The 20,272-nt window shown below is 73.9% G+C and carries 22 protein-coding genes and 1 rRNA gene; 5 read left to right on the top strand and 18 right to left on the bottom strand.

The annotated features are described in order from the left end of the window. Together F8274_RS20710 and tyrS are read right to left on the bottom strand one after the other, a co-directional pair. Positions 1-70: ribosomal RNA gene (locus tag F8274_RS20710) — 16S ribosomal RNA — on the bottom strand; the annotation flags it as partial. A 652-nt stretch (positions 71-722) separates the two neighbouring features. Next, positions 723-2,006, bottom strand: a complete 1,284-nt coding sequence (gene tyrS, locus F8274_RS20715) for a tyrosine--tRNA ligase (RefSeq protein WP_151464052.1) — start codon at positions 2,004-2,006, stop codon at positions 723-725. A 97-nt stretch (positions 2,007-2,103) separates the two neighbouring features. On the opposite strand from tyrS, the gene F8274_RS20720 reads away from it, so the two are divergent. Further along, entirely contained in the window at positions 2,104-2,493 is a 390-nt protein-coding gene (locus tag F8274_RS20720) for a PaaI family thioesterase (RefSeq protein ID WP_151464033.1), read from the top strand. A 54-nt stretch (positions 2,494-2,547) separates the two neighbouring features. On the opposite strand, the gene F8274_RS20725 is transcribed toward F8274_RS20720, so the two are convergent. The 3 genes from F8274_RS20725 to F8274_RS20735 all read right to left on the bottom strand — a co-directional run bounded on the left by F8274_RS20725 (position 2,548) and on the right by F8274_RS20735 (position 5,166). Beyond that, positions 2,548-3,900: a hemolysin family protein gene (locus tag F8274_RS20725; RefSeq protein ID WP_151464034.1), complete on the bottom strand. Its 1,353-nt coding sequence runs from the start codon at positions 3,898-3,900 to the stop codon at positions 2,548-2,550. 125 nt (positions 3,901-4,025) lie between these two features. Then, positions 4,026-4,652 carry a YgjV family protein gene (locus F8274_RS20730; protein ID WP_151464035.1) on the bottom strand — a complete coding sequence of 209 codons (627 nt, stop codon included), beginning with the start codon at positions 4,650-4,652 and terminating at the stop codon, positions 4,026-4,028. A gap of 10 nt (positions 4,653-4,662) precedes the next feature. Next, positions 4,663-5,166, bottom strand: coding sequence for a GNAT family N-acetyltransferase (locus F8274_RS20735; RefSeq protein ID WP_151464036.1), 504 nt, complete (start codon positions 5,164-5,166; stop codon positions 4,663-4,665). Between the two features lie 218 nt (positions 5,167-5,384). Here F8274_RS20735 and F8274_RS20740 point away from each other — a divergent pair, with 218 nt between their 5' ends. Together F8274_RS20740 and F8274_RS20745 are read left to right on the top strand one after the other, a co-directional pair. Further along, a complete protein-coding gene (locus tag F8274_RS20740; RefSeq protein WP_192579908.1) occupies positions 5,385-5,645 on the top strand; it encodes a hypothetical protein in 261 nt (86 codons plus the stop codon). Positions 5,646-5,738: 93 nt separating this feature from the next. Further along, on the top strand, positions 5,739-6,629 hold the full coding sequence (locus tag F8274_RS20745) for a universal stress protein (RefSeq protein ID WP_151464037.1): 891 nt from the start codon (positions 5,739-5,741) through the stop codon (positions 6,627-6,629). A gap of 60 nt (positions 6,630-6,689) precedes the next feature. Here the strand turns inward: F8274_RS20745 and F8274_RS20750 are convergent, their stop codons facing one another. The 5 genes from F8274_RS20750 to F8274_RS20770 form a co-directional block, all read right to left on the bottom strand. After that, positions 6,690-7,316 carry an FMN reductase gene (locus tag F8274_RS20750; protein ID WP_151464038.1) on the bottom strand — a complete coding sequence of 209 codons (627 nt, stop codon included), beginning with the start codon at positions 7,314-7,316 and terminating at the stop codon, positions 6,690-6,692. Next, on the bottom strand, positions 7,313-8,452 hold the full coding sequence (locus F8274_RS20755; protein ID WP_151464039.1) for an LLM class flavin-dependent oxidoreductase: 1,140 nt from the start codon (positions 8,450-8,452) through the stop codon (positions 7,313-7,315). The genes F8274_RS20750 and F8274_RS20755 overlap by 4 nt, the downstream gene beginning before the upstream one ends. Before the next feature lie 124 nt (positions 8,453-8,576). Further along, on the bottom strand, positions 8,577-8,852 hold the full coding sequence (locus F8274_RS20760) for a ubiquitin-like small modifier protein 1 (protein ID WP_151464040.1): 276 nt from the start codon (positions 8,850-8,852) through the stop codon (positions 8,577-8,579). Continuing rightward, positions 8,853-9,935: an exo-alpha-sialidase gene (locus F8274_RS20765; protein WP_151464041.1), complete on the bottom strand. Its 1,083-nt coding sequence runs from the start codon at positions 9,933-9,935 to the stop codon at positions 8,853-8,855. Between the two features lie 81 nt (positions 9,936-10,016). Further along, positions 10,017-10,634 (bottom strand): DNA-3-methyladenine glycosylase, encoded by a 618-nt coding sequence (locus tag F8274_RS20770; RefSeq protein ID WP_151464042.1) that lies wholly within the window; start codon positions 10,632-10,634, stop codon positions 10,017-10,019. Between the two features lie 91 nt (positions 10,635-10,725). Between F8274_RS20770 and F8274_RS20775 the strand changes: the two genes are divergently transcribed. Beyond that, the gene (locus F8274_RS20775; RefSeq protein ID WP_151464043.1) at positions 10,726-11,151 is read left to right on the top strand and encodes a DNA-binding protein; all 426 of its coding nucleotides are present in this window, start codon (positions 10,726-10,728) and stop codon (positions 11,149-11,151) included. A 95-nt stretch (positions 11,152-11,246) separates the two neighbouring features. Then, complete coding sequence (locus F8274_RS20780) at positions 11,247-11,600, top strand: MmcQ/YjbR family DNA-binding protein (protein ID WP_151464044.1); 354 nt, start codon at positions 11,247-11,249, stop codon at positions 11,598-11,600. Between the two features lie 40 nt (positions 11,601-11,640). Here the strand turns inward: F8274_RS20780 and argH are convergent, their stop codons facing one another. From argH to argC, 8 genes are read right to left on the bottom strand one after another with little or no spacing between them, the layout of a single operon-like run. Beyond that, on the bottom strand, positions 11,641-13,104 hold the full coding sequence (argH, locus tag F8274_RS20785; RefSeq protein WP_151464045.1) for an argininosuccinate lyase: 1,464 nt from the start codon (positions 13,102-13,104) through the stop codon (positions 11,641-11,643). 8 nt (positions 13,105-13,112) lie between these two features. Continuing rightward, positions 13,113-14,324, bottom strand: coding sequence for an argininosuccinate synthase (locus F8274_RS20790; protein WP_151464046.1), 1,212 nt, complete (start codon positions 14,322-14,324; stop codon positions 13,113-13,115). Then, positions 14,321-14,836, bottom strand: coding sequence for an arginine repressor (locus F8274_RS20795; RefSeq protein ID WP_151464047.1), 516 nt, complete (start codon positions 14,834-14,836; stop codon positions 14,321-14,323). Before F8274_RS20795 ends, F8274_RS20790 begins: the two co-directional genes overlap by 4 nt. Further along, positions 14,833-15,810, bottom strand: a complete 978-nt coding sequence (gene argF / locus F8274_RS20800; protein ID WP_151464048.1) for an ornithine carbamoyltransferase — start codon at positions 15,808-15,810, stop codon at positions 14,833-14,835. The genes F8274_RS20795 and argF overlap by 4 nt, the downstream gene beginning before the upstream one ends. Beyond that, the gene (locus tag F8274_RS20805) at positions 15,807-17,003 is read right to left on the bottom strand and encodes an acetylornithine transaminase (RefSeq protein WP_151464049.1); all 1,197 of its coding nucleotides are present in this window, start codon (positions 17,001-17,003) and stop codon (positions 15,807-15,809) included. Before F8274_RS20805 ends, argF begins: the two co-directional genes overlap by 4 nt. Further along, complete coding sequence (argB, locus tag F8274_RS20810) at positions 17,000-17,890, bottom strand: acetylglutamate kinase (protein WP_151464050.1); 891 nt, start codon at positions 17,888-17,890, stop codon at positions 17,000-17,002. The genes F8274_RS20805 and argB overlap by 4 nt, the downstream gene beginning before the upstream one ends. Further along, positions 17,887-19,059, bottom strand: a complete 1,173-nt coding sequence (argJ, locus tag F8274_RS20815) for a bifunctional glutamate N-acetyltransferase/amino-acid acetyltransferase ArgJ (RefSeq protein WP_151464051.1) — start codon at positions 19,057-19,059, stop codon at positions 17,887-17,889. Before argJ ends, argB begins: the two co-directional genes overlap by 4 nt. After that, positions 19,056-20,057: an N-acetyl-gamma-glutamyl-phosphate reductase gene (gene argC / locus F8274_RS20820; RefSeq protein WP_151464053.1), complete on the bottom strand. Its 1,002-nt coding sequence runs from the start codon at positions 20,055-20,057 to the stop codon at positions 19,056-19,058. The genes argJ and argC overlap by 4 nt, the downstream gene beginning before the upstream one ends. Positions 20,058-20,272: the final 215 nt, after the last annotated feature.

Here is a 20,272-nt window from a genome sequence, read left to right on the forward strand (position 1 = left end):
TCCGCTCGACTTGCATGTGTTAAGCACGCCGCCAGCGTTCGTCCTGAGCCAGGATCAAACTCTCCAACAAAAATCTTTGCTGAACAATCATCCTGACAACAAAAGTGTTGCCAAAGGAATCCCAACCAGCAGACCCTCCCAAAGAAGAGCCGCCAGTCCGGGGTATAAATCAATTTGGCACTGGCTTATCAAGCACCCTGTTGAGTTCTCAAAGAACAACCACACACCATCCGGAACCCCGCACCAGCAGGACCCCGTCCCGGGGCATTTCGTTCGTCCTACACCCGCCGCTCCCGCGCCGGGCACTTTTACTACGTTACCCGGTGGTTTCTGCCGTGTCAAACCGCTGTTTCGCGGTTTGTCATGCTTCCATCCATTTACCGGGTACCACTATTCGACCGGCTCGCGCCGGGCGCTTCGTGGGTTTCGGCAGGACGGCCGCTACGGTTTCCCGCTCGTTCGTCCGTGTCCCTGCCGCGGTCGACAACCTTACCCGGTCGGTTCCGCCTCGCCAAATCCGCCTCCCGGCGAATCCGGGGCACCGCCCGGTCCAGGGTCCGATGGAGTCAACCATCCTCACCCGGTCGTCATTCCCGCGCTCCGGCCTCCAGGTCTTTCGCCCTGTTTCGTCCGTTCCGCGCTGGCAGAGAGAAAGTTACGCGCCCGGCGGATTGATCGTCAAATCCGCCGGGCGCGTCCCGCGTCACACCGTCGACGTGAGGCTATCTGCCCAGCTCAACGCCGGCGAAGTTGCGCTTGCCGCGGCGCAGCACCAGGTAGCGGCCGTGCAGGAGGTCCGCCGGCGACACCGTCGCGTCCATCTCGGCGATGCGCACGTTGTTGACGTACGCGCCGCCCTCGGCGATGACCCGCCGGGCCTCCTTCATGCTGGGCACCAGGCCCGACTCCTTCAGCAGGCCCGCGACGTCGGGCAACTCGTCGAGGTGCACCAGGCCAGCCTCGGTGAGCGCGGCGCGCAGGGTCTCCGGGGCCAGCTCGTCGAGCGAGCCGCGGCCGAAGAGCGCCTGGCTCGCCGCGACCGCCTGGGCCATCTCCCGCTCGCCGTGCACCAGGGCGGTCAGCTCCTCGGCGAGGGCCCGCTGGGCGAGCCGCGCCTGCGGGCGTTCCGCCGTGGCCTTCTGCAGCTCCTCCAGCTCCTCGCGGGAGCGGAAGCTGAAGTAGCGCAGGTAGCGGGGAACGTCCCGGTCGTCGGCGTTGACCCAGAACTGGTAGAAGGCGTACGGGCTGGTCATCTCCGGGTCGAGCCAGACCGCGCCGGTCTCGCTCTTGCCGAACTTGGTGCCGTCCGACTTCGTGACCAGCGGGGTGGTGAAGGCCTCCACCGGCCCGGCGCCGCGGCGCCGGATGTAGTCCACGCCGGCGGTGATGTTGCCCCACTGGTCCGAGCCGCCGTACTGGAGCTGGCAGCCGTGCCGGCGGTGCAGCTCGAAGAAGTCGTTTGCCTGGAGCAGCTGGTAGCTGAACTCGGTGTAGCTGATGCCCGTTTCCAGCCGGGCCTTCACCACCTCGCGGGCCAGCATCTTGTTCACCGGGAAGTGCTTGCCCACGTCCCGGAGGAACTCGACCACCGACATCTCGCCGGTCCAGTCCAGGTTGTTGACCAGCCGTGCCGCGTTCTCCCCCTCGTACGTCACGAAGGGCGCGAGCTGGTCGCGGATGCGCTGCACCCACCCGGCGATGACCTCGGGCGGGTTCAACGTGCGCTCGGCGCTCTCCTTCGGGTCGCCGATCTGACCGGTGGCGCCGCCGACGAGCAGCAGCGGCCGGTGCCCGGCGAGCTGGAGCCGGCGGGCCATGACGACCTGCATGAGGTTGCCGACGTGCAGGCTGGGCGCCGTCGGGTCGAAGCCCACATAGAAGGTGGTGCTCCCGGCGTCGAGCAGCGCGCGCAGCTCGTCGAGGCCGGTCGAGTCCTGGATCAGGCCCCGCCACCGCAGGTCTTCGGTCAGGGAGTCCCGCCCCGGCGGGAGGTTGCTGTCCGTCACGGTCACCGATTCTCCCCCATCGCCGGCCCCGGCCCGTACCGGGTTTGCCGACGGCCGGCGACTAGGCTGGCGGCTCCACCGACAGGAGGGGGCCGCCGTGGAGACGCCGGACCTGACCGGGGGCTTCGTCGCCCTGCTGGGCCTGAAGTTCGACGAGGTGAGCGGAGACCGGGTGGTCATCCGCTGGCAGGTCCGTCCGGAGCTGCACCAGCCGTACGGAATCCAGCACGGCGGGGTCTACTGCTCGGTCGTGGAGACGGCGGCCAGCATCGGCGGCGCCCTGTGGCTGGGTGACAAGGGCAAGGTGGTCGGGGTGTCCAACCAGACCGACTTCCTGCGTGCCGTCCGCGACGGCGAGCTGACCGCGGTCGGGACCCCGATCCACCGCGGCCGCAGCCAGCAGCTCTGGCTCGTGGAGATCACCGACGAGGGTGGCCGGCTGGTGTCGCGCGGCCAGGTACGGCTGCAGAACCTCACCTCTGCCTGATCGCCGGCTGTCCGCACCAGATCGCGGCGGTGAGCGGCCGGGCGCCGCCGAGGGTCAGCCGCGGGCCTCGTCGAACACCGGCGTGTCGTCGGCGTCGGCGTGCTCGGCGTCCCGCGCGTCCTCGGCGCGGTCGCGGCGGGCGTGCCGGCGGACCCGGACCTCCGTGATGGCGTGGTGGTCGACGCCGCCGACGGCCAGGTCCCAGCCGTCGACTCGGACCCGCTCCCCCGCCACGGTGGGGATGTGCCCGAGGCAGATGAGCACGAGCCCGGCGATCGTGGTGTAGTCGCCGGGCGGCCGGTTGGGCAGCTCGACGCCGAGGTCGGTGAGGTCGTGCACCGGGAAGGTGCCGGGCAGCACCAGCGTGCCGTCCTCCTCGGTGCGGATCGAGCCGAGGTCCCGGTCGGTCTCGTCGTAGATCTCGCCGACGATCTCCTCGAGGATGTCCTCCAGGGTGACGATGCCGTCGACCGCGCCGCGCTCGTCGACCACCAGCGCGATGTGCTGGCGTTCCGCCTTGAACTGGCGCAGCGCGTCGACCACCGGCAGCGAGTCGGGCAGCAGCATGGGCGGCCGGGCGATCTCGTCCACCGGCCGGTCGTCGGGGACGCCGACCAGGTCGCGCAGGTGGATCACCCCGACCGCGTCGTCCAGGCCGCCGTGCCGGACCACCGGCGCCCGCGAGTGGCCGGTCGCGGCGAGCACCAGCCGGGCCGCCTCCGCGGTCGTCCCGCTGTCCAGCGTGAAGACCTGCAACCGGGGTACGAGCACGGCGCGCAGCTGCCGGTCGGCGATCTCCACGGCCCCGGCGATGATGGTCCGCTGCTCCTTGGTGAAGCCGTGGTTGCCGGCCACGATGTCGCGCAGCTCGTCCGGCCCGATCTCGTCCGGCTCGTGCTTCGGGTTCAGCCCGAACAGGCGGACGACCAGGTCGCTGGTGGCGCCGAGCGCCCAGACCGCCGGCCGGGTGACGCTGGCCAGCACGTCGAGCGGGCGGGCCACGACGAGCGCCCACCGCTCGGCGGACTGCATGGCGATCCGCTTGGGGGCCAGCTCGCCGAAGACCAGGGTGACGAAGGTCAGCACCAGGGTGACCGCGACGATGGCGACCGTCTCGGCGGCGTCGCCGAACACGCCGAGCAGCGGCACGAGGGGCTTCGCGAGGGACACCGCCGCGGCGGCGGAGGCCAGGAAGCCGGCCAGGGTGATCCCGATCTGGATGGTGGCCAGGAACCGGTTGGGGTCCTTGGCCAGGCGGGCCAGGGTGCGGCCGGCCCGGCTGCCGCGTTCCAGCCGCTGGAGCTGGCTGTCGCGCAGCGAGACCAGGGCCATCTCGCTGCCGGCGAAGGCCGCGTTGACGATCACCAGAACTCCGACCAGGGCCAGTTGGCTCCAGTAGCTCTGCACGCCCGCTTCTCTCCCCCTCGACCCGACCCGGGCCGGCCCCGGCGGCCGCCCGTCGCCGACCGTGACCCGGGCGGCGTCGCCCCTCAGTGCCCCGCGGGCGGGCCGCGCAATCCTCCGGTCGCGGGTCAGGCGGGGGCGGGCAGGTCCAGCACGTACGCGTCGCCCTCCGGCCGGAAGCCGAGCCGGTGGTAGTAGGGGGCCACCATGCCGCGCGGGCTGACGACCCGGCGGAAGCCGCGGTCCGTGAACAGCCGGCTGCGCCGGTAGACGAACTCGCCGGGGGTGAAGTCGCGGAACGGCGGGGTCACGTAGTCGAGGTCGATCTGGGCCACCCCGCCGGCCTCGGCGTGCGAGACCACCACGCCGACCACCTCGTCGGCGCGGACCACCAGGAACGCCGAGCGGTCGGCGGCGGCCGGGTCCCAGCGGAAGTCGGGGTTGAACCGGGCGATGTCGGCGGCGTGCACCCGCAGGGTGTGGGCCAGGAAGGCGTCGCCGGTGCCCACCTCGACCACCTCGTAGGTCTGCGCGTCGTGACGGGTGGCGAGCATCGACCGCAGGTACCAGACGTTGATCACGGCGAGCACCACGTTGAGCCCGACCATGGGCCACACGTGCACGGCGCCGTTGTAGCCGATCAGGATGAGGCAGCCGAGCAGGTTCAGCGCGCGCAGCCGCAGGATGCGGGTCTGCAGGAGCGACCAGACCAGCAGCGCGGAGCCGGCCCAGCCGACGAGTTCCAGCCAGTTCACCCCGGGGAGACTAGTGGTCGCCCTGGTCAGCCGGCGCGGCGGGCAGCTCCAGGAGGTATTCCTCGACCTCGGCGCCGCGGCTCTCCGCGTACCCCGAGTCCTCGCCGACCACGACGAAGCCGCACTTGCGCAGGACGGCGAGGGAGGCGGCGTTGTCCTTGGCGGCGCGGGCGTGCACCGGCCCCCGCGGCAGCTCGCGCAGCAGCGCGGCGAGCGCGGCGGTGGCGTGGCCCCGGCCCCAGCGGGCCGGGTCGATCCAGTAGCTGACCTCGGTGCGCTCCCCCACCGGGAAGGCCGCCACCCGCCCGACCACCTCGCCGCCGGCCGTCACCGTCCGCAGGACGATGCGCGGGTCGGCCCGGATGCGCGCCCAGTGGGCGTCGAAGGCGGCCCGGTCGGCCGGGTCCTTCGGGCCGAAGGCGGCCATCCAGGTGGCCTGCGGATCCTGCTCGTGGGCGAAGAACGCGGGCAGGTCCTCGTCGCGTACCGGGCGGAGCCGCACCTCACTCGTCATCGCCGGAGGATACGCGGGACCACCGACGGACCCGGGACGTCGGGCCCGGCCCGGCTCCGCCGCCCGCTCGCGCCGGCAGGAGGCGGTCCGCCGGCCGGCGGTGTCGCGTCACCCGGGCGATGGACCGGCGCCGAAGTCGGTGCCGGACGACACGGGTGGGAGCAGAGGATCCACGGATGAACAGGATGCTGCACCGCCCGCGGAGCCGGGTGTTCCCGATGCGTACCGTCCGAGCCTCCGTCGTCGGCCCGACGGCGGCCGGCCCGCGGGCCCTGGGCCCGACGGCGGCCGCGCCGCTGGCGCTCGCCGCGGCGGCCGTCGGCGCCGTGGCGATCGGCCGGCTGATGATCGCGCGGCTGGCCGTGCGCCGGGCGGTGATCCGCGAGCTGCGGATCGGCCGGCTGGAGGTGGACGATCTGGTCGTCCGCCGGCACGAGGCAGGTGAGCCGGTCGGCGGGAGCGGAGCCGGGTACCGGTAGGGCTCCGGCGGCCCCACCCGGGACGCGTGCGGCCGGCGGTTCGGGCGCCGCGGGCCGGGTCGTCGTCGACAATGGGCGGAGCCGACCGGAGGGATGCCGATGAACCGACCTGTCGTGGTGGGGGTCGACGGATCGTCGACCAGCCTCACCGCCGCCGAACACGCCGCCCGGGCCGCCGTGGCGCGGTCCCGGCCGCTGCGCCTGGTGCACGGCTACCTGCACCCGCTCGGCTACGGGGTGCCGCTCAACCCGTACGACCTCGGGGTGCCGGCGCCCACCGAGGAGGCGCAGAAGATGTTGGAGCAGGTGGCCACCGAGCTGGTCGACCGGCATCCGGGCCTGCGGGCGGAGGTGCGTCAGGTGGCCGGTGGGCCGGGCGCCGCCCTGATCGAGGAGTCCCGCCGGGCGGAACTCGTGGTGGTCGGCAGCCGGGGGGTGGGCGGCTTCGCCGGCCTGCTGCTCGGCTCGGTGAGCAACCAGGTGGCGCAGCACGGGCACTGCCCGGTGCTGGTGGTCCGCCCGGCGGAGCAGCCGATCCCGGTGCGGGGGCCGGTGCTGGTCGGGATGGACGGGTCCGAGTCGGCCGGGTACGCCGTCCGGCTCGCCGCCGACGAGGCGGTCCGCCGGGACGCCGACCTGGTGCTGGTGCACGTCCGCACGCCGGAGCGGGGCGCGGTGGCACCGGACGCGGCGGCGGAGGCCACCGCCGCCGCGCAGGCCGAGTCGGCGGAGCTGCTGGCCGGGGCGGCCGCCCGGATCCGCACGGACCACCCGGTGCTGAGTGTGGCCGAGCGGCCCATGCGGGGCGAGTCCCCGGAGCAGGCGCTGATCGAGGCGAGCGGGGAGGCGGCGCTGGTCGTCGTCGGCTCCCGGGGCCGGGGTGGCTTCGCCGGGCTGCTGCTCGGTTCGGTCAGCCAGGCGCTGGTGCAGCACGCCCACTGCCCGGTGCTGGTGGCCCACCCGTACGAGCCGGTCGACGACTGAGGTCGCCGGCCGGCCGCCGGGTCGCCGCCGGGCTGACCGGCCGCCGGGTCGCCGCCGGGCTCAGGCCGGGTCGCGGCCGGCCAGCAGGTCCTCGAAGCTGGTGGTGAGCGCGAACGGGTCGGCCGGCCCGGTCGCCGCCGGGCGGCGGTCCACCTGGTCGGCCAGCTCGATGCCGGCCCGCCTGATCCGGGCCCGCAGCGCGCTGTCGTCGCCGTCGCCGGCCCAGTCCTCGGGCGCGGCGAACACCGCCGTGGGCAGCACGACCGCCCGCAGGTACGCGAACATCGGCCGGACCGCGTGCTCCAGGGCGAGCGAGTGCCGGGCCGTGCCGCCGGTGGCCCCGATGAGCACGGGCCGGTCGGCCAGCGCCTCCTTCTCGACGACGTCGAAGAACGACTTGAACAGGCCGCTGTAGGAGGCGTTGAAGATCGGGGTGACCGCGATCAGCCCGTCCGCGCCCGCGACGGTGTCCAGCGCCGCCCGCAGGGCGGCCGGCGGGAAGCCGGTGAGCAGGTGGTTGACCACGTCGTGGGCGTGCTCGCGCAGGTCCACCGTGCGGATCTCCACCTCGGCGCCGCGCCGGACCAGCTCGTCGCGGGCGGCCGCGGCGAGCTGGTCGGCGAGCAGCCGGGTCGACGAGGGCTGGCCGAGGCCGGCCGAGACCACGGCCAGGGTGCGGTGGGTCATCGGTCCTCCTCCGGCGCCTTGCCGGTCACGTCGTCGACGGCGTGCACCGTGCTGTCCTTGCCGCCGCCGGCCGCGGTCAGCAGCGACGCGTGGGTCGGCGCCTCGGGCACGTGCGCGGGGCGCAGCGAGTCGAACTCCTTGCGCAGCACCGGGACGACCTCCTCGCCGAGGATGTCGAGCTGCTCCAGGACGGTCTTCAGCGGCAGCCCGGCGTGGTCCATGAGGAAGAGCTGGCGCTGGTAGTCGCCGACGTACTCGCGGAAGCCCAGCGTGCGGTCGATGACCTGCTGCGGGCTGCCCACGGTCAGCGGGGTCTCCCGGGTGAACTCCTCCAGCGACGGCCCGTGCCCGTAGACCGGGGCGTTGTCGAAGTACGGCCGGAACTCGCGGACCGCGTCCTGCGAGTTCTTGCGCATGAAGACCTGGCCGCCGAGGCCGACGATGGCCTGGTCGGCGGAGCCGTGGCCGTAGTGCGCGTAGCGCTGCCGGTAGAGGGCGACCATCCGCTGGGTGTGCTCCTTGGGCCAGAAGATGTGGTTGGCGAAGAAGCCGTCGCCGTAGTACGCGGCCTGCTCGGCGATCTCCGGGCTGCGGATCGAGCCGTGCCAGACGAACGGCGGCACGCCGTCGAGCGGGCGCGGCGTCGCGGTGAACGACTGGAGCGGGGTGCGGAAGCGGCCCTTCCAGTCGACCACGTCCTCCCGCCACAGCCGGTGCAGCAGGTCGTAGTTCTCGATGGCGAGCGGGATGCCGTTGCGGATGTCCTGCCCGAACCAGGGGTAGACGGGGCCGGTGTTGCCGCGGCCCATCATGAGGTCGACCCGGCCGTCGGACAGGTGCTGGAGCATCGCGTAGTCCTCGGCGATCTTCACCGGGTCGTTGGTGGTGATCAGCGTGGTCGCGGTGGACAGCAGCAGCCGCTCGGTGCGGGCCGCGATGTGGCCGAGCATGGTGGTGGGCGACGACGGCACGAACGGCGGGTTGTGGTGCTCGCCGGTGGCGAACACGTCGAGCCCGACCTCCTCGGCCTTGAGCGCGATGGCCACCATGGCCTTGATCCGCTCATGCTCGGACGGCAGCCGCCCGGTGGTCGGGTCGACCGTGACGTCGCCGACGGTGAAGACTCCGAACTGCATGACCAGCTCCTCGCGTGGGGTCCGGACCCCCCGGCCCGGAATCGCTCCGCACAACATATTTGACGAAGCAACTATTCCACGCCCGACCGGTCCCCGTGCGGCCCACCCCACCGCGATCCGGGGGTCAGCCGCCAGCCACCGAGGGGAGGATCTGGATCTCGGCGCCCTCGGGGACCTCGGTGTCCAGGGCGCCGGTGTGGCGGCAGTCCTCGCCGTCGACGTAGACGTTGACGTAGCGGCGCAGGTCGCCGCGCTCGTCGCGGATCCGGCGGGCCAGCCGGGGCCACGTCGTGGCCACCTCGTCGAGGACCGCCCGCAGGGTGCCGGTGGCGGCCACCGTGAGCCGGCTCTCCCCGCCCGCCTCGGACCGGAGCGGGCCGGGCAGCAGCACGGTGACCACTCAGACCTCCGCGGCCCGGACGCAGAGCACGTCCGGCAGGTGCGCCGCGACCAGCGACCAGGAGTCGCCCTCGTCGGCGCTGGCGTAGACCTCGCCGGAACGGGTGCCGAAGTAGACCCCGGCCGGGTCGTGGTCGTCGGCGCACATGGCGTCGCGCAGCACCGCCGGGTAGAACGGCCCGTCGGGCAGGCCGGCGGTCAGCGGCTCCCAGCTCGCGCCCGCGTCGGCCGAACGGTAGACCCGGCAGCGCCGGTCGGTCGGGAACCGCTCGCCGTCGGCGGTCAGCGGGAAGGCGTAGACCGCGCCGGGGCGGGACGGGTGGGCCACGATCGGGAAGCCGAAGTCGCTGGGCAGACCGGCGGCGATCGAGGTCCAGCTGCGCCCGTCGTCGTCGGAGCGGTAGACACCGTGGTGGTTCTGCGCGTAGAGCCGCTCGGGGTCGCCGGCGTCCCGGGCGATCTTGTGGACGCACTGGCCGAACTCGGGCCACTCGTCGGGCAGGAAGTAGGCCCGGATCCCGGTGTTGCCCGGGGCCCAGCTCGCTCCCGCGTCCTCGGTGCGGTAGACCCCGCCCGTGGACATCGCCACCGCCATCCGGCCCGCGTCGCCCGGGTGCGGGAGCACGCTGTGGACGGCCTGGCCGCCGAAGCCGGCGCCCCACTGTTCGCGGTGGGGGTGGTCCCAGAGCGCGCGGACCAGGCTGAAGCTGCGCCCGCCGTCCTCGGAGCGGAACAGCGCGGACGGCTCGGTGCCCGCCCAGACCACGTCGGGCTGGTCCGGGCCGGCCGGCGTGAGCTGCCAGACCCGCCCCAGGCTGGCCCCGGTGTCGGCCGGGAACGCCACCGGCGCCTGGTTCGGCTCGTGCCAGGAGCCACCCAGGTCGTCGCTCGTGGCCACGCTGGGGCCGAAGTGCGAGCTGGTCATGCCGGCCAGCAGCCGGGGGCGGCCGGGGCGCTTGTCGACGGCGACCGCGTAGACCCCGGTCATCGGGAAGTGCGGGCCGCTCACCGCCCAGTCGCGCCGGTCGGAGCTGGTGGCCAGGAAGAGTCCCTTGCCGGTGCCGATCGCGAGCAGCGTCGTCATGCCGGTCCTCCCTCATCGACGGGTGCCGTGATTATGGCCACACCCACCGACAGGATTCACCCCCGGCTCGCCGGGGCCGGGTCAGCGGCGGGTGCGGGGCACGTGCCGGCGGTACGCGCTCACCGTCGGGTCATCCCCGATCCAGAAGCGCCACGGCACGTCGTGGGCGCCGGTGACACCGACCCGGGGGCCGGCGGTCACCGCGGCCTCGGGCACCGGAGCGAGCGGGGGCCGCAGCCGCACCGGACCGTCGCCGAGCAGGTCGGCGCCGTAGACCGACCGGTCGATGCTAAGCGCCGCGCAGAGCCGGGCGGGCCCGCGCGCGAGGTCGGTGTCCCGGCGTACGGCCGGGCGGCGCTCCCGCGCGACGTCCAGACCGTCGACCACCTCACCGGCGCGCAGCAGCACCGCCGAGGCCTCGCCGTCCGGTCCGGTCACCACGTTCACGCACCAGTGCATGCCGTAGGTGAAGTAGACGTAGGCGTGCCCGGCCGGGCCGAACATCACCGCGTTGCGCGGGGTGCGGCCCCGGTGGGCGTGCGAGGCCGGGTCGCCGGCGGTGCCGGCGTACGCCTCGACCTCGGTGATCCGGACGGTGACCCCGTGCCCGGTGAGCCGGCAGCCGAGCAATCCCCGGGCGGCGGGAACCACCGGGCCGGCGAGCAGGTCGGAGAGGGCGGAGAGGTCGGTCGCGGTCACCGGGAAACCCTAGCCGGATCGGAGAGGTGAGCACGAATTGCTTTCAACGGGCTGTTGACAAAATGTCGTTCAAAGGTGTGGAATCGACGACATGGTCACGATGGACAACGACCCGTTCACCGCTCCGGATGCTGCCCAGGCCCGGGCTCACCGCAACTACGCGGCGCTCCTGCGCATCGCCGAGCGGCACGCCGGCACCGACGCCCGCCGCCGGCGCTACGCGCACCCCGACGTTCCCGACGCCTACGAGGCGGCGACGCTGGTGATGGCGCTCGCGGGCGGGGCGGAGCTGGCGGAGGGCGAGGAGGCGGTCGACCACGCCGACCTCATGGCCGCGCTGACCCTGATCCCGCACGTGCGCGCCGAGGTCGACGCGCTCGAGGCGGGCCTGCTGCAGGTGGCCCGCGGCCGGGGTCTGACCTGGCAGGCGATCGCGTTCGGGCTGGGGCTGGGCAGCGCGCAGGCGGCCCGGCAGCGCTACGAGCGGCTCACCGTGCGCACCGGCACCGGCGACTGACCTCGATCGACCGTGGACCGCCCGAGGTGGCGGCGCCCGGCGACTGTCACAGCGGCGGGTGAGACTGTCCCGGTGAACGGCACGGGAGGGATGCGATGACGCGCGAGGAGATGCTGTCCTACTGCCTGGCCAAGCCGGGCGCCTGGCTGGACCGGCCGTGGGAGGGCGACGAGGTGGTCAAGGTCGGCAGCCGGATCTTCGCCTTCCTCGGCGCGCCCGAGGGCGAGGCCCGGGTGGGGCTCAAGTGCGGCCCGTCCCGGGAGGTGGCCGACGAGTGGCTGCACCGGTTCCCCGACGACGCCCGCTCCTCCCCCTACATCGGCCGGTCGGGCTGGAACACGCTGCGGCTCGGCGGGGGCATCCCGGACGACGAACTGATCGAGGCGGTCGACGGGTCGTACGACGCGGTGGTGGCGAAGCTGCCCAAGCGCGAGCGGCCGACGGCCTGACCCCGCGCGGCGGCCGGGGCCACCGCGCGGGGCGTCGCGTTCAGCGGGGCACGACCCGCTCGGCGGTCCAGTCCCGCCAGCCGGCCAGCTTGTCCGCGGCCGTGGCGAGCTGGTCGGCCACCGGCCCGGGGCCCGTGGAGCCGGGGGTGATCCGGGCGGCCAGGGCCGAGCGCACCGACAGCACGTCGCGCACCGAGGGGTCGAGGTGCTCGCTGACCGCGGCCAGGTCGTCGTCGGAGACCTCGTCCAGGGCGCAGTCGCGGGCCACGCAGAGCGCCACCAGCCGGCCGGTGATCTCGTGCGCCTCCCGGAACGGCACGTTGCGCCGGACCAGCCAGTCGGCGACCTCGGTGGCGAGCGAGAAGCCGGCCGGCGCGGCGGGCACCAGGCGGTCGACCCGGACCGTCATCGTGGAGATCATCCCGGCGAGGGCGGGCAGCAGCAGCTCCAGGGTGTCGACTGCGTCGAAGGCCGGCTCCTTGTCCTCCTGCATGTCGCGGTCGTAGGTCATCGGCAGGCCCTTGAGCATGGTGAGCACGCTCATCAGGCCGCCGACCAGCCGGCCGGACTTGCCCCGGGCCAGCTCGGCGATGTCCGCGTTCTTCTTCTGCGGCATGATCGACGACCCGGTGGCGAACGCGTCGTCCAGCTCGACCCAGCCGAACTCCTGCGACGTCCAGAGCACCACCTCCTCGCCGAGGCGGGACAGGTGCACGCCGATCATCGCGGTGACGAAGAGGAACTCGGCCACGAAGTCGCGGTCGGCCACCGCGTCCATCGAGTTGGCGAAGGAGGTGCGGAAGCCCAGCTCCTTGGCGACCGCCACCGGGTCCAGCGGCAGGCCGGAGCCGGCGAGCGCGCCGGCCCCCAGCGGGCTGACGGCGCACCGGTGGTCCCAGTCGCGCAGCCGTTCCAGGTCCCGCAGCAGCGGCTGCACGTGGGCGAGCAGCCAGTGCCCGAAGGTGACCGGCTGGGCGTGCTGGAGGTGGGTCATGCCCGGCGCGGCCGTGTCCACGTGCCGCTCCGCCTGCTCCACCAGGGCCTCGGCCAGCTCGACCAGCCGGGCTGCCACGCCGCGGGCGTGGTCGCGCAGGTAGAGCCGCAGGTCGGTGGCGACCTGGTCGTTGCGGGAGCGGCCGGCCCGCAGCTTGCCGCCGAGGCTGCCGAGCCGTTCCAGCAGGCCGCGCTCCAGCGCGGTGTGCACGTCCTCGTCGTCGATCGTGGGCCGGAACGTCCCGGCGGCGCAGGCGGCCTCCAGGTCGTCCAGCGCGGCCAGGATCCTCCCCAGCTCCGCGGGGTCGAGCAGGCCGGCGCCGGCCAGGACCCGGGCGTGCGCCCGGGAGCCGGCGATGTCGTACGGGGCGAGACGCCAGTCGAACTGGACGCTCACCGACAGCCGCGCGAGCGCCTCGGCGGGGCCGCCGGCGAACCGGCCTCCCCAGAGGCTCGTCCGGTTGGCGGGTGCGCTGTTCTCGGTCAGGCTCTTGTCGTCCACCCCACCCATTGTGAAGGTCAAGACCGCGGCCCGCCGAGCCGGGCGTCCCGTGCGGCGGCCATCTTGCTGGGCAGGCCCCAGAGCTGCACGAAGCCCTTGGCGAGGGACTGGTCGAAGGTGTCGCCCGTGTCGTAGGTCGCCATGCCGAAGTCGTAGAGGCTGGCCTCGGAGCGCCGGCCCGTGACGGTGGCCCGGCCGCCGTGCAGGGTGAGCCGCACCTCGCCGGAGACGTGCTGCTGGGCGTCGTCGATGAACGCGTCGAGCGACTTCTTGAGCGGCGAGAACCAGAGACCGTCGTAGACGAGCTCGCCCCAGCGCTGGTCGACGCCGCGCTTGAACCGGGCCAGGTCCCGCTCGACGGTGACCGCCTCCAGCTCCTGGTGGGCGGCGATGAGCGCGATCGCGCCGGGGGCCTCGTAGACCTCGCGGCTCTTGATGCCGACGAGGCGGTCCTCGACCATGTCGAGCCGGCCGACGCCCTGGGCGCCGGCGCGCCGGTTCAGCTCCAGGATCGCCTGGTACGGGGTGACGGTCTCACCGTCGACGGCGACCGGCACGCCGGCGTCGAAGGTGATGACCACCTCGTCGGCGTCGCGCTCCTGCGCCGGGTCCGCCGTGTAGGAGTAGAGGTCCTCGATGGGGCCGTTCCAGATGTCCTCCAGGAAGCCGGTCTCCACGGCGCGGCCCCACAGGTTCTGGTCGATGGAGTACGGCGACTTCGCCGACACGTCGATCGGCAGGCCCTTCTCCTCGGCGAAGGCGATCGCCTTGTCCCGGGTCCAGGCGAAGTCCCGGGCCGGGGCGATGATCTTCAGGTCGGGGGCGAGCGCGTTCAGGCCGACCTCGAACCGGACCTGGTCGTTGCCCTTGCCGGTGCAGCCGTGCGACACGATGGTGCCGCCGTGCTTCTTCGCCGCGGCCACCAGGTGCTTGACGATCAGCGGCCGGGACAGCGCGGAGACCAGCGGGTAGCGGTCCATGTAGAGGGCGTTGGCCCGGATCGCCGGCAGGCAGTACTCGGCGGCGAACTCGTCGCGCGCGTCGACCACCTCGGACTCGGCGGCGCCGCAGTCCAGCGCGCGCTGCCGGATGGCGTTGAGGTCCTCGCCGCCCTGGCCGACGTCGACCGCCACCGCGATCACCTCGGCGCCGGTCTGCTCGGCCAGGTAGGGGATGGCGACGGAGGTGTCGAGACCCCCGGAGTACGCCAGGACGACCCGCTCGGTCATGGTGTGGTGCTCCCTTCAACGTTCTCTTCCCGGCGGGCCCACGCGGCGAGCTTCTCGCCCAACGCGGCGCCGCCGACGGCCTCGCGGGCCACGACGAGGATGGTGTCGTCGCCGGCGATGGTGCCGACGATCTCGGACAGGCCCGCTCGGTCCAACGCGCTGGCCAGGTACTGGGCTGCGCCCGGCGGGGTGCGCAGCACGGCGATGTTGCCGCTGGAGTCGACCCCGTTGAGCAGCTCGCGCAGCAGCCGGACGAGGCGGGCCGGTGCCGCCTCGGCCTCGCGCAGCGGCCGGTGGCCGTCCTCCGGGATCAGGTAGACGCCGCGCCCGTCGCCGCCGCGCGCGGTGACCGCCCCCAGTTCCTTGAGGTCCCGGGAGAGGGTGGCCTGGGTGACCTGGATGCCGTCACCGGCGAGCAGGTCGGCCAGCTCGGTCTGCGAGTGGATGGCCTTGTCGCGGATCAGCTCGACGATGCGGCCGTGCCGGGCGGCACGGGTCAGCGGGGCGGTCACAGAGCCTCCTTGGTCGCGACTGCGGGGCTCGCAAGCTCACTCCTCGCGCTCGCGGATGCCTGCAGGAGAAACGTCAGCAGCGCCTTCTGGGCGTGCAGGCGATTCTCCGCCTGGTCGAAGACGGCGCTGTGCGGCCCGTCGAGCACCTCGTCGGTGATCTCCTCGCCCCGGTGGGCGGGCAGGCAGTGCAGCACGATGACCCCGGCGGCGGCGTGGCCGAGCAGCGCGCCGTCGACCCGGTACGGCAGGAACGGGGTGATCCGGTCCTGGCCGTCGGACTCCTGGCCCATCGAGGTCCAGGTGTCGGTGGCGATCACGTCGGCGGCGCGGGCCGCCTCGACCGGGTCGGTGAGCACCCGGACCGAACCGCCGGTGCCGGCGGCGATCTTCTCGGCCCGCGCGACGATCTCGCCGTCGGGCTGGAAGCCGGCCGGGCCGGCGATCCGCACGTGCATCCCGGCGGTCGCCCCGGCCAGCAGGTAGGAGTGCGCCATGTTGTTGGCCGCGTCCCCCACGTACGCCAGGGTGCGCCCGGCGGTGGCGCCGAAGCGTTCCCGGACGGTGAGCAGGTCGGCGAGGAGCTGGCAGGGGTGGTAGGTGTCGGTGAGCGCGTTGACCACCGGCACGGTGGCGTGGCTGGCGACCTCGGCGATCCGGTCGTCGCCGTGGGTGCGCAGCACGATGGCGGCGACGTAGCGGGACAGCACCCGGCCGGCGTCGGCGAGGGTCTCGCCGCGGCCGAAGTGGGTGACCTGGGTGTCCACCACGAGCGGGTGCCCACCCAGCTCGGCGATGCCCGCGTCGAAGGAGATCCGGGTGCGCAGGCTCTGCTTGTCGAACAGCACCGCCACCGACCGCGGCCCGGCGAGGGGCGTGTAGGCGAACCGGTCGGCCTTCATCCGGGCGGCCAGGTCGAGCACGGCGGCCTGCTCGGCGGGCGCGAGGTCGTCGTCCCGCAGGAAGTGCCGGATCATGCGGGGACCTCCGTGGCGGTGGGTGCGGGGGCGGCGGCGTCGAGGGCGGCCGGCAGGGCGGCCAGGAAGGCGTCGACCTGCCCGGCGTCGAGGATCAGCGGCGGCGCGAGCCGGACCACGCCCGGCTGGACCGGGTTGACCAGGAAGCCCGCTTCGCGCAGGGCGCCGGTCACCGCGCCGGAGACCGGCGCGTCGAGCACGATGCCGAGCAGCAGGCCGGCGCCGCGGACCTCGGCCACGAGCGGGTGCCCGAGCCCCTCGACGCCGCGCCGCAGCCGCTCCCCGACCCGCTTCACGTGGTCGAGCAGCCCCTCGTTGGCAATGGTGGCGACCACGGCGAGCGCGGCGGCGCAGCTGACCGGGTTTCCCCCGAACGTGGTGCCGTGCGAGCCGGGCGTGAGCAGGTCCGCGGCCCGCCCGAAGGCCAGGCAGGCGCCGAGCGGCAGCCCGCCGCCGAGCCCCTTGGCCAGCGTGACCACGTCCGGCTCGACGCCGTCGGCCTGGTGGGCGAACCAGTGCCCGGTGCGGCCGACGCCGGTCTGCACCTCGTCGAGCACCAGCAGCGCGCCGTGCGCGGCGGTGATCCGGCGGGCCTCGGCCAGGTAGCCGGGCGGCGGGACGACGACGCCGTTCTCCCCCTGGATCGGTTCGACGATCACCATGGCGGTGGCGTCGGTGACCGCCTCGGCCAGGGCGGCGGCGTCGCCGTACGGCACGTGGGTGACCTCGCCGGGCAGCGGCCGGAACGGGTCGGCCTTGGCGGGCTGGCCGGTCAGCGCCAGGGCGCCCATGGTCCGGCCGTGGAAACCGCCGTGGGTGGCCACCACGTGGGTGCGCCCGATGAGCCGGGAGAGCTTGAACGCGGCCTCGTTGGCCTCGGCGCCCGAGTTGGCCAGGAACACCCGGCCGGGGCGGCCGGCCAGCGCCAGCAGCAGCTCCGCCAGGGCCACCGGCGGCTCGGCGACGAACAGGTTCGACACGTGCCCGAGGGTGGCGACCTGCCGGGACACGGCGGCCACCACGGCCGGGTGGGCGTGGCCGAGGGAGTTGACCGCGATGCCGCCGAGCAGGTCGACGTACTCCCGGCCGGCCTCGTCGACCACGACGGCGCCGGAGCCGGAGACGAGCGCCAGCGGCGGGGTGCCGTAGTTGTCCATCATGGCCACGCACCAGCGTTCGACCAGCGTGCTCATGAGTCGATCACCATCGTGCCGAATCCTTCCGACGTGAACACTTCGAGGAGCGTCGAGTGGGCGACCCGGCCGTCGACGACGTGCGCGGCGGGCACTCCCCCGCGCACGGCCCGCAGGCAGGCCTCCATCTTCGGGACCATCCCGGACTCCAGGGACGGCAGCAGCTTCGCCAGGTCGTCGGTGGTGATCTCGCTGACCAGGCTGGCCGTGTCGGGCCAGTCGGCGTAGAGGCCCGGCACGTCGGTGAGGACGACCAGCTTGCGCGCGTCGAGGGCCACGGCGAGCGCGGCGGCGGCCGTGTCGGCGTTGAGGTTGTGCAGCACCCCGTCGGCGTCCGGCGCGACCGTGGAGATGACCGGGATCCGGCCGGCCGCGATGAGGTCGGCCACCGCCGAGACGTCCACCGACTCCACGTCGCCGACCTGCCCGACGTCGACCGGTTCCCCGTCCACGTACGCGGGGCGGCGCACCGCGGTGAACAGGCCGGCGTCCTCGCCGGAGAGGCCGACCGCGAACGGGCCGTGGGCGTTGACCAGGCCGACCAGTTCCCGGCCCACCTGCCCCACGAGGACCATCCGGACGACGTCCATGGCCTCGGGTGTGGTGACCCGCAGGCCGCCCTTGAACTCGCTGGCGATGCCGAGCCGGCCGAGCATGGCGGAGATCTGCGGGCCGCCGCCGTGCACGACGACCGGCTTGAGGCCGGCGTACCGGAGGAAGACCATGTCCGCGGCGAACGCCCGCTGCAGCTCGGGGTCGACCATGGCGTTGCCGCCGTACTTGACCACGACGGTGGCGCCGGAGAAGCGGGCCAGCCAGGGCAGGGCCTCGATGAGCGTCTCGGCCTTGGCCTGGGCCCGGGTGAGGTCGGCGGTGAGGCGGCTCATGTGGAGTACGCCGAGTTCTCGTGCACGTACGCGTGCGACAGGTCGTTGGTCCAGATCGTCGCCTCGGCGTCGCCCGCGTGCAGGTCGATCCGGATGGTGACGTCGCGGCCGCTGAGGTCGACCTTGGCCCGGTCCTCGGCGGCGGCGCCGCCCCGGCACACCCAGATCCCGTTGACGGCGACGTCCACGCCGTCCGGCTCGAACGCGGCGGCGGTGGTGCCCACGGCGGCGAGGATCCGCCCCCAGTTCGGGTCGTTGCCGAACAGGGCGGTCTTGACCAGGTTGTTCCGGGCCACCGAGCGGCCCACCTCGACCGCGTCGTCCTCGTCGGCGGCGCCGGCCACCTCGATGGCGATCTGCTTGGTGGCGCCCTCGGCGTCGGCGATCAGCTGCTGGGCCAGGTCGTGGCAGGCGGCGGTCACCGCGGCGGTCAGCTCGGCGGCGGTGGGCTCGATGCCGGCGGCGCCGCTGGCCAGCAGCAGCACGGTGTCGTTGGTGGACATGCAGCCGTCGGAGTCGACCCGGTCGAAGGTGACGCGGGTGGCGGCCCGCAGCGCGGCGTCCAGGGTCTCCGGCCCGGCCACCGCGTCGGTGGTGAGCACGCAGAGCATGGTGGCCATGGCCGGGGCGAGCATCCCGGCGCCCTTGGCCATGCCGCCGACGGTCCAGCCGCTCCCCCGGGCCACGGTGGTCTTGGGCCGGGTGTCGGTGGTCATGATCGCTTCGGCGGCCGGCCGGCCGCCGTCGCGGGACAGGGCGCGCACCGCGCCGCGGACGCCCGGGAGGAGCTTCTGCATGGGCAGGCGCTCGCCGATCAGGCCGGTGGAGCAGACCGCCACCTCGCCGGCGCCGACCATGAGCCGGGGGCTGCTGGCGGTGAGCGCGGCGGCGGTGTGCTCGGCGGTGGCGTGGGTGTCCTGGAAGCCGGCCGGGCCGGTGCAGGCGTTGGCGCCGCCGGAGTTGAGCACCACGGCGCGGACCACGCCACCGCGGACGACCTGCTGGGTCCAGAGCACCGGGGCGGCCTTGACCCGGTTGGCCGTGAAGACGCCGGCGACCCCGGCGTCGGGGCCGTCGTTGAGGACGAGGGCGACGTCGCCCGCGCCGCTGGCCTTGAGGCCGGCGGCCACGCCGGCGGCGCGGAAGCCCCGGGGGGTGGTGACGGTCATGGCGCGACTCCGAAGGTCGACAGGCCGGTGGTCTCGGGGAGACCGAACATGAGGTTGGCGTTCTGCACGGCCTGGCCGGCCGCGCCCTTGCCCAGGTTGTCGATGGCGCTCACGACGATCACCCGGCCGGAGTCGGCGTCGACCGTGACCTGGAGGTGGCAGGAGTTCCCGCCGGCGGTGGCGGCCGTGTGCGGCCACGTCCCCTCGGGCAGCAGGTGCACGAAGGGCGCGTCCGCGTACGCCGCCGCGAGCACCGCGCGCGGATCGGCCGCGCCGGCGGGGACGGCGGTGACGGTGGCCAGGATGCCCCGCGGCATGGGGGCCAGGACCGGGGTGAGGGAGAGGCTGGTCGCCCCGGTGGCCTGCTTGATCTCCGGCACGTGCTGGTGGGCGCCGACCTTGTAGGGCGACAGGTCGCCCATCACCTCGCTGCCGAGCAGGTGGGGCTTGGCGGCCCGGCCGGCGCCGGAGGTGCCGGAGGCGGCGACCACCACCACGTCGGTGGGGAGGACGGCGCCGGCCGCGATCAGCGGGGCGAGGGCCAGGGTGGTGGCCACCGCGTAGCAGCCGGTGCTCGCGACCCGGTCGGCCGCGGCGACGGCGGCCCGCTGGCCGGGCAGCTCGGGCAGGCCGTAGGTCCAGGCGCCCGCGTGGTCGCCGCCGTAGTAGCGGGCCCAGGCGTCGGCGTCGCGCAGCCGGTGGTCGGCACCGAGGTCGACCACCTTGACGGCGGCGGGCAGGGCGGCGGCGAGGGCCGCCGACCGGCCGTGCGGCAGGGCCAGGAACACCAGGTCCGCGTCGGCCAGCGTGATCGGGTCGGTCGCGCCGAAGACCAGGTCCAGCCCGGCGAGCTGCGGGTGTACGGCGGCGACGGGCCGGCCGGCCGAGGCGTGCGCGGTGGCGGCGACCAGCTCGAACTCGGGGTGCCCGGCGAGCAGCCGGAGCAGCTCACCACCGGCGTAGCCGCTCGCGCCGGCGACCGCGACCCGGATGCCCATACTCACCTCCGCATGACTATGCAACGAACGCTAGCAGTCGATGATCCCCCTCTGCAAGTTCATACGGTGTGGCGTATGAAACTGCGCCGACCCGCCGTCCATTGACAGCCGCCCATGCGTGGCAGATGCTGAGAGAGCGCTCTCACGGGCCGTCCCGCCCGCGTACGCGCACCACCACCACACCCACCACCCCGCGCCCGCCGCAGGTCCCGGCG

This window comes from Micromonospora sp. AMSO31t (assembly GCF_008868175.1).
Classification (GTDB): Bacteria; Actinomycetota; Actinomycetes; order Mycobacteriales; family Micromonosporaceae; genus Micromonospora.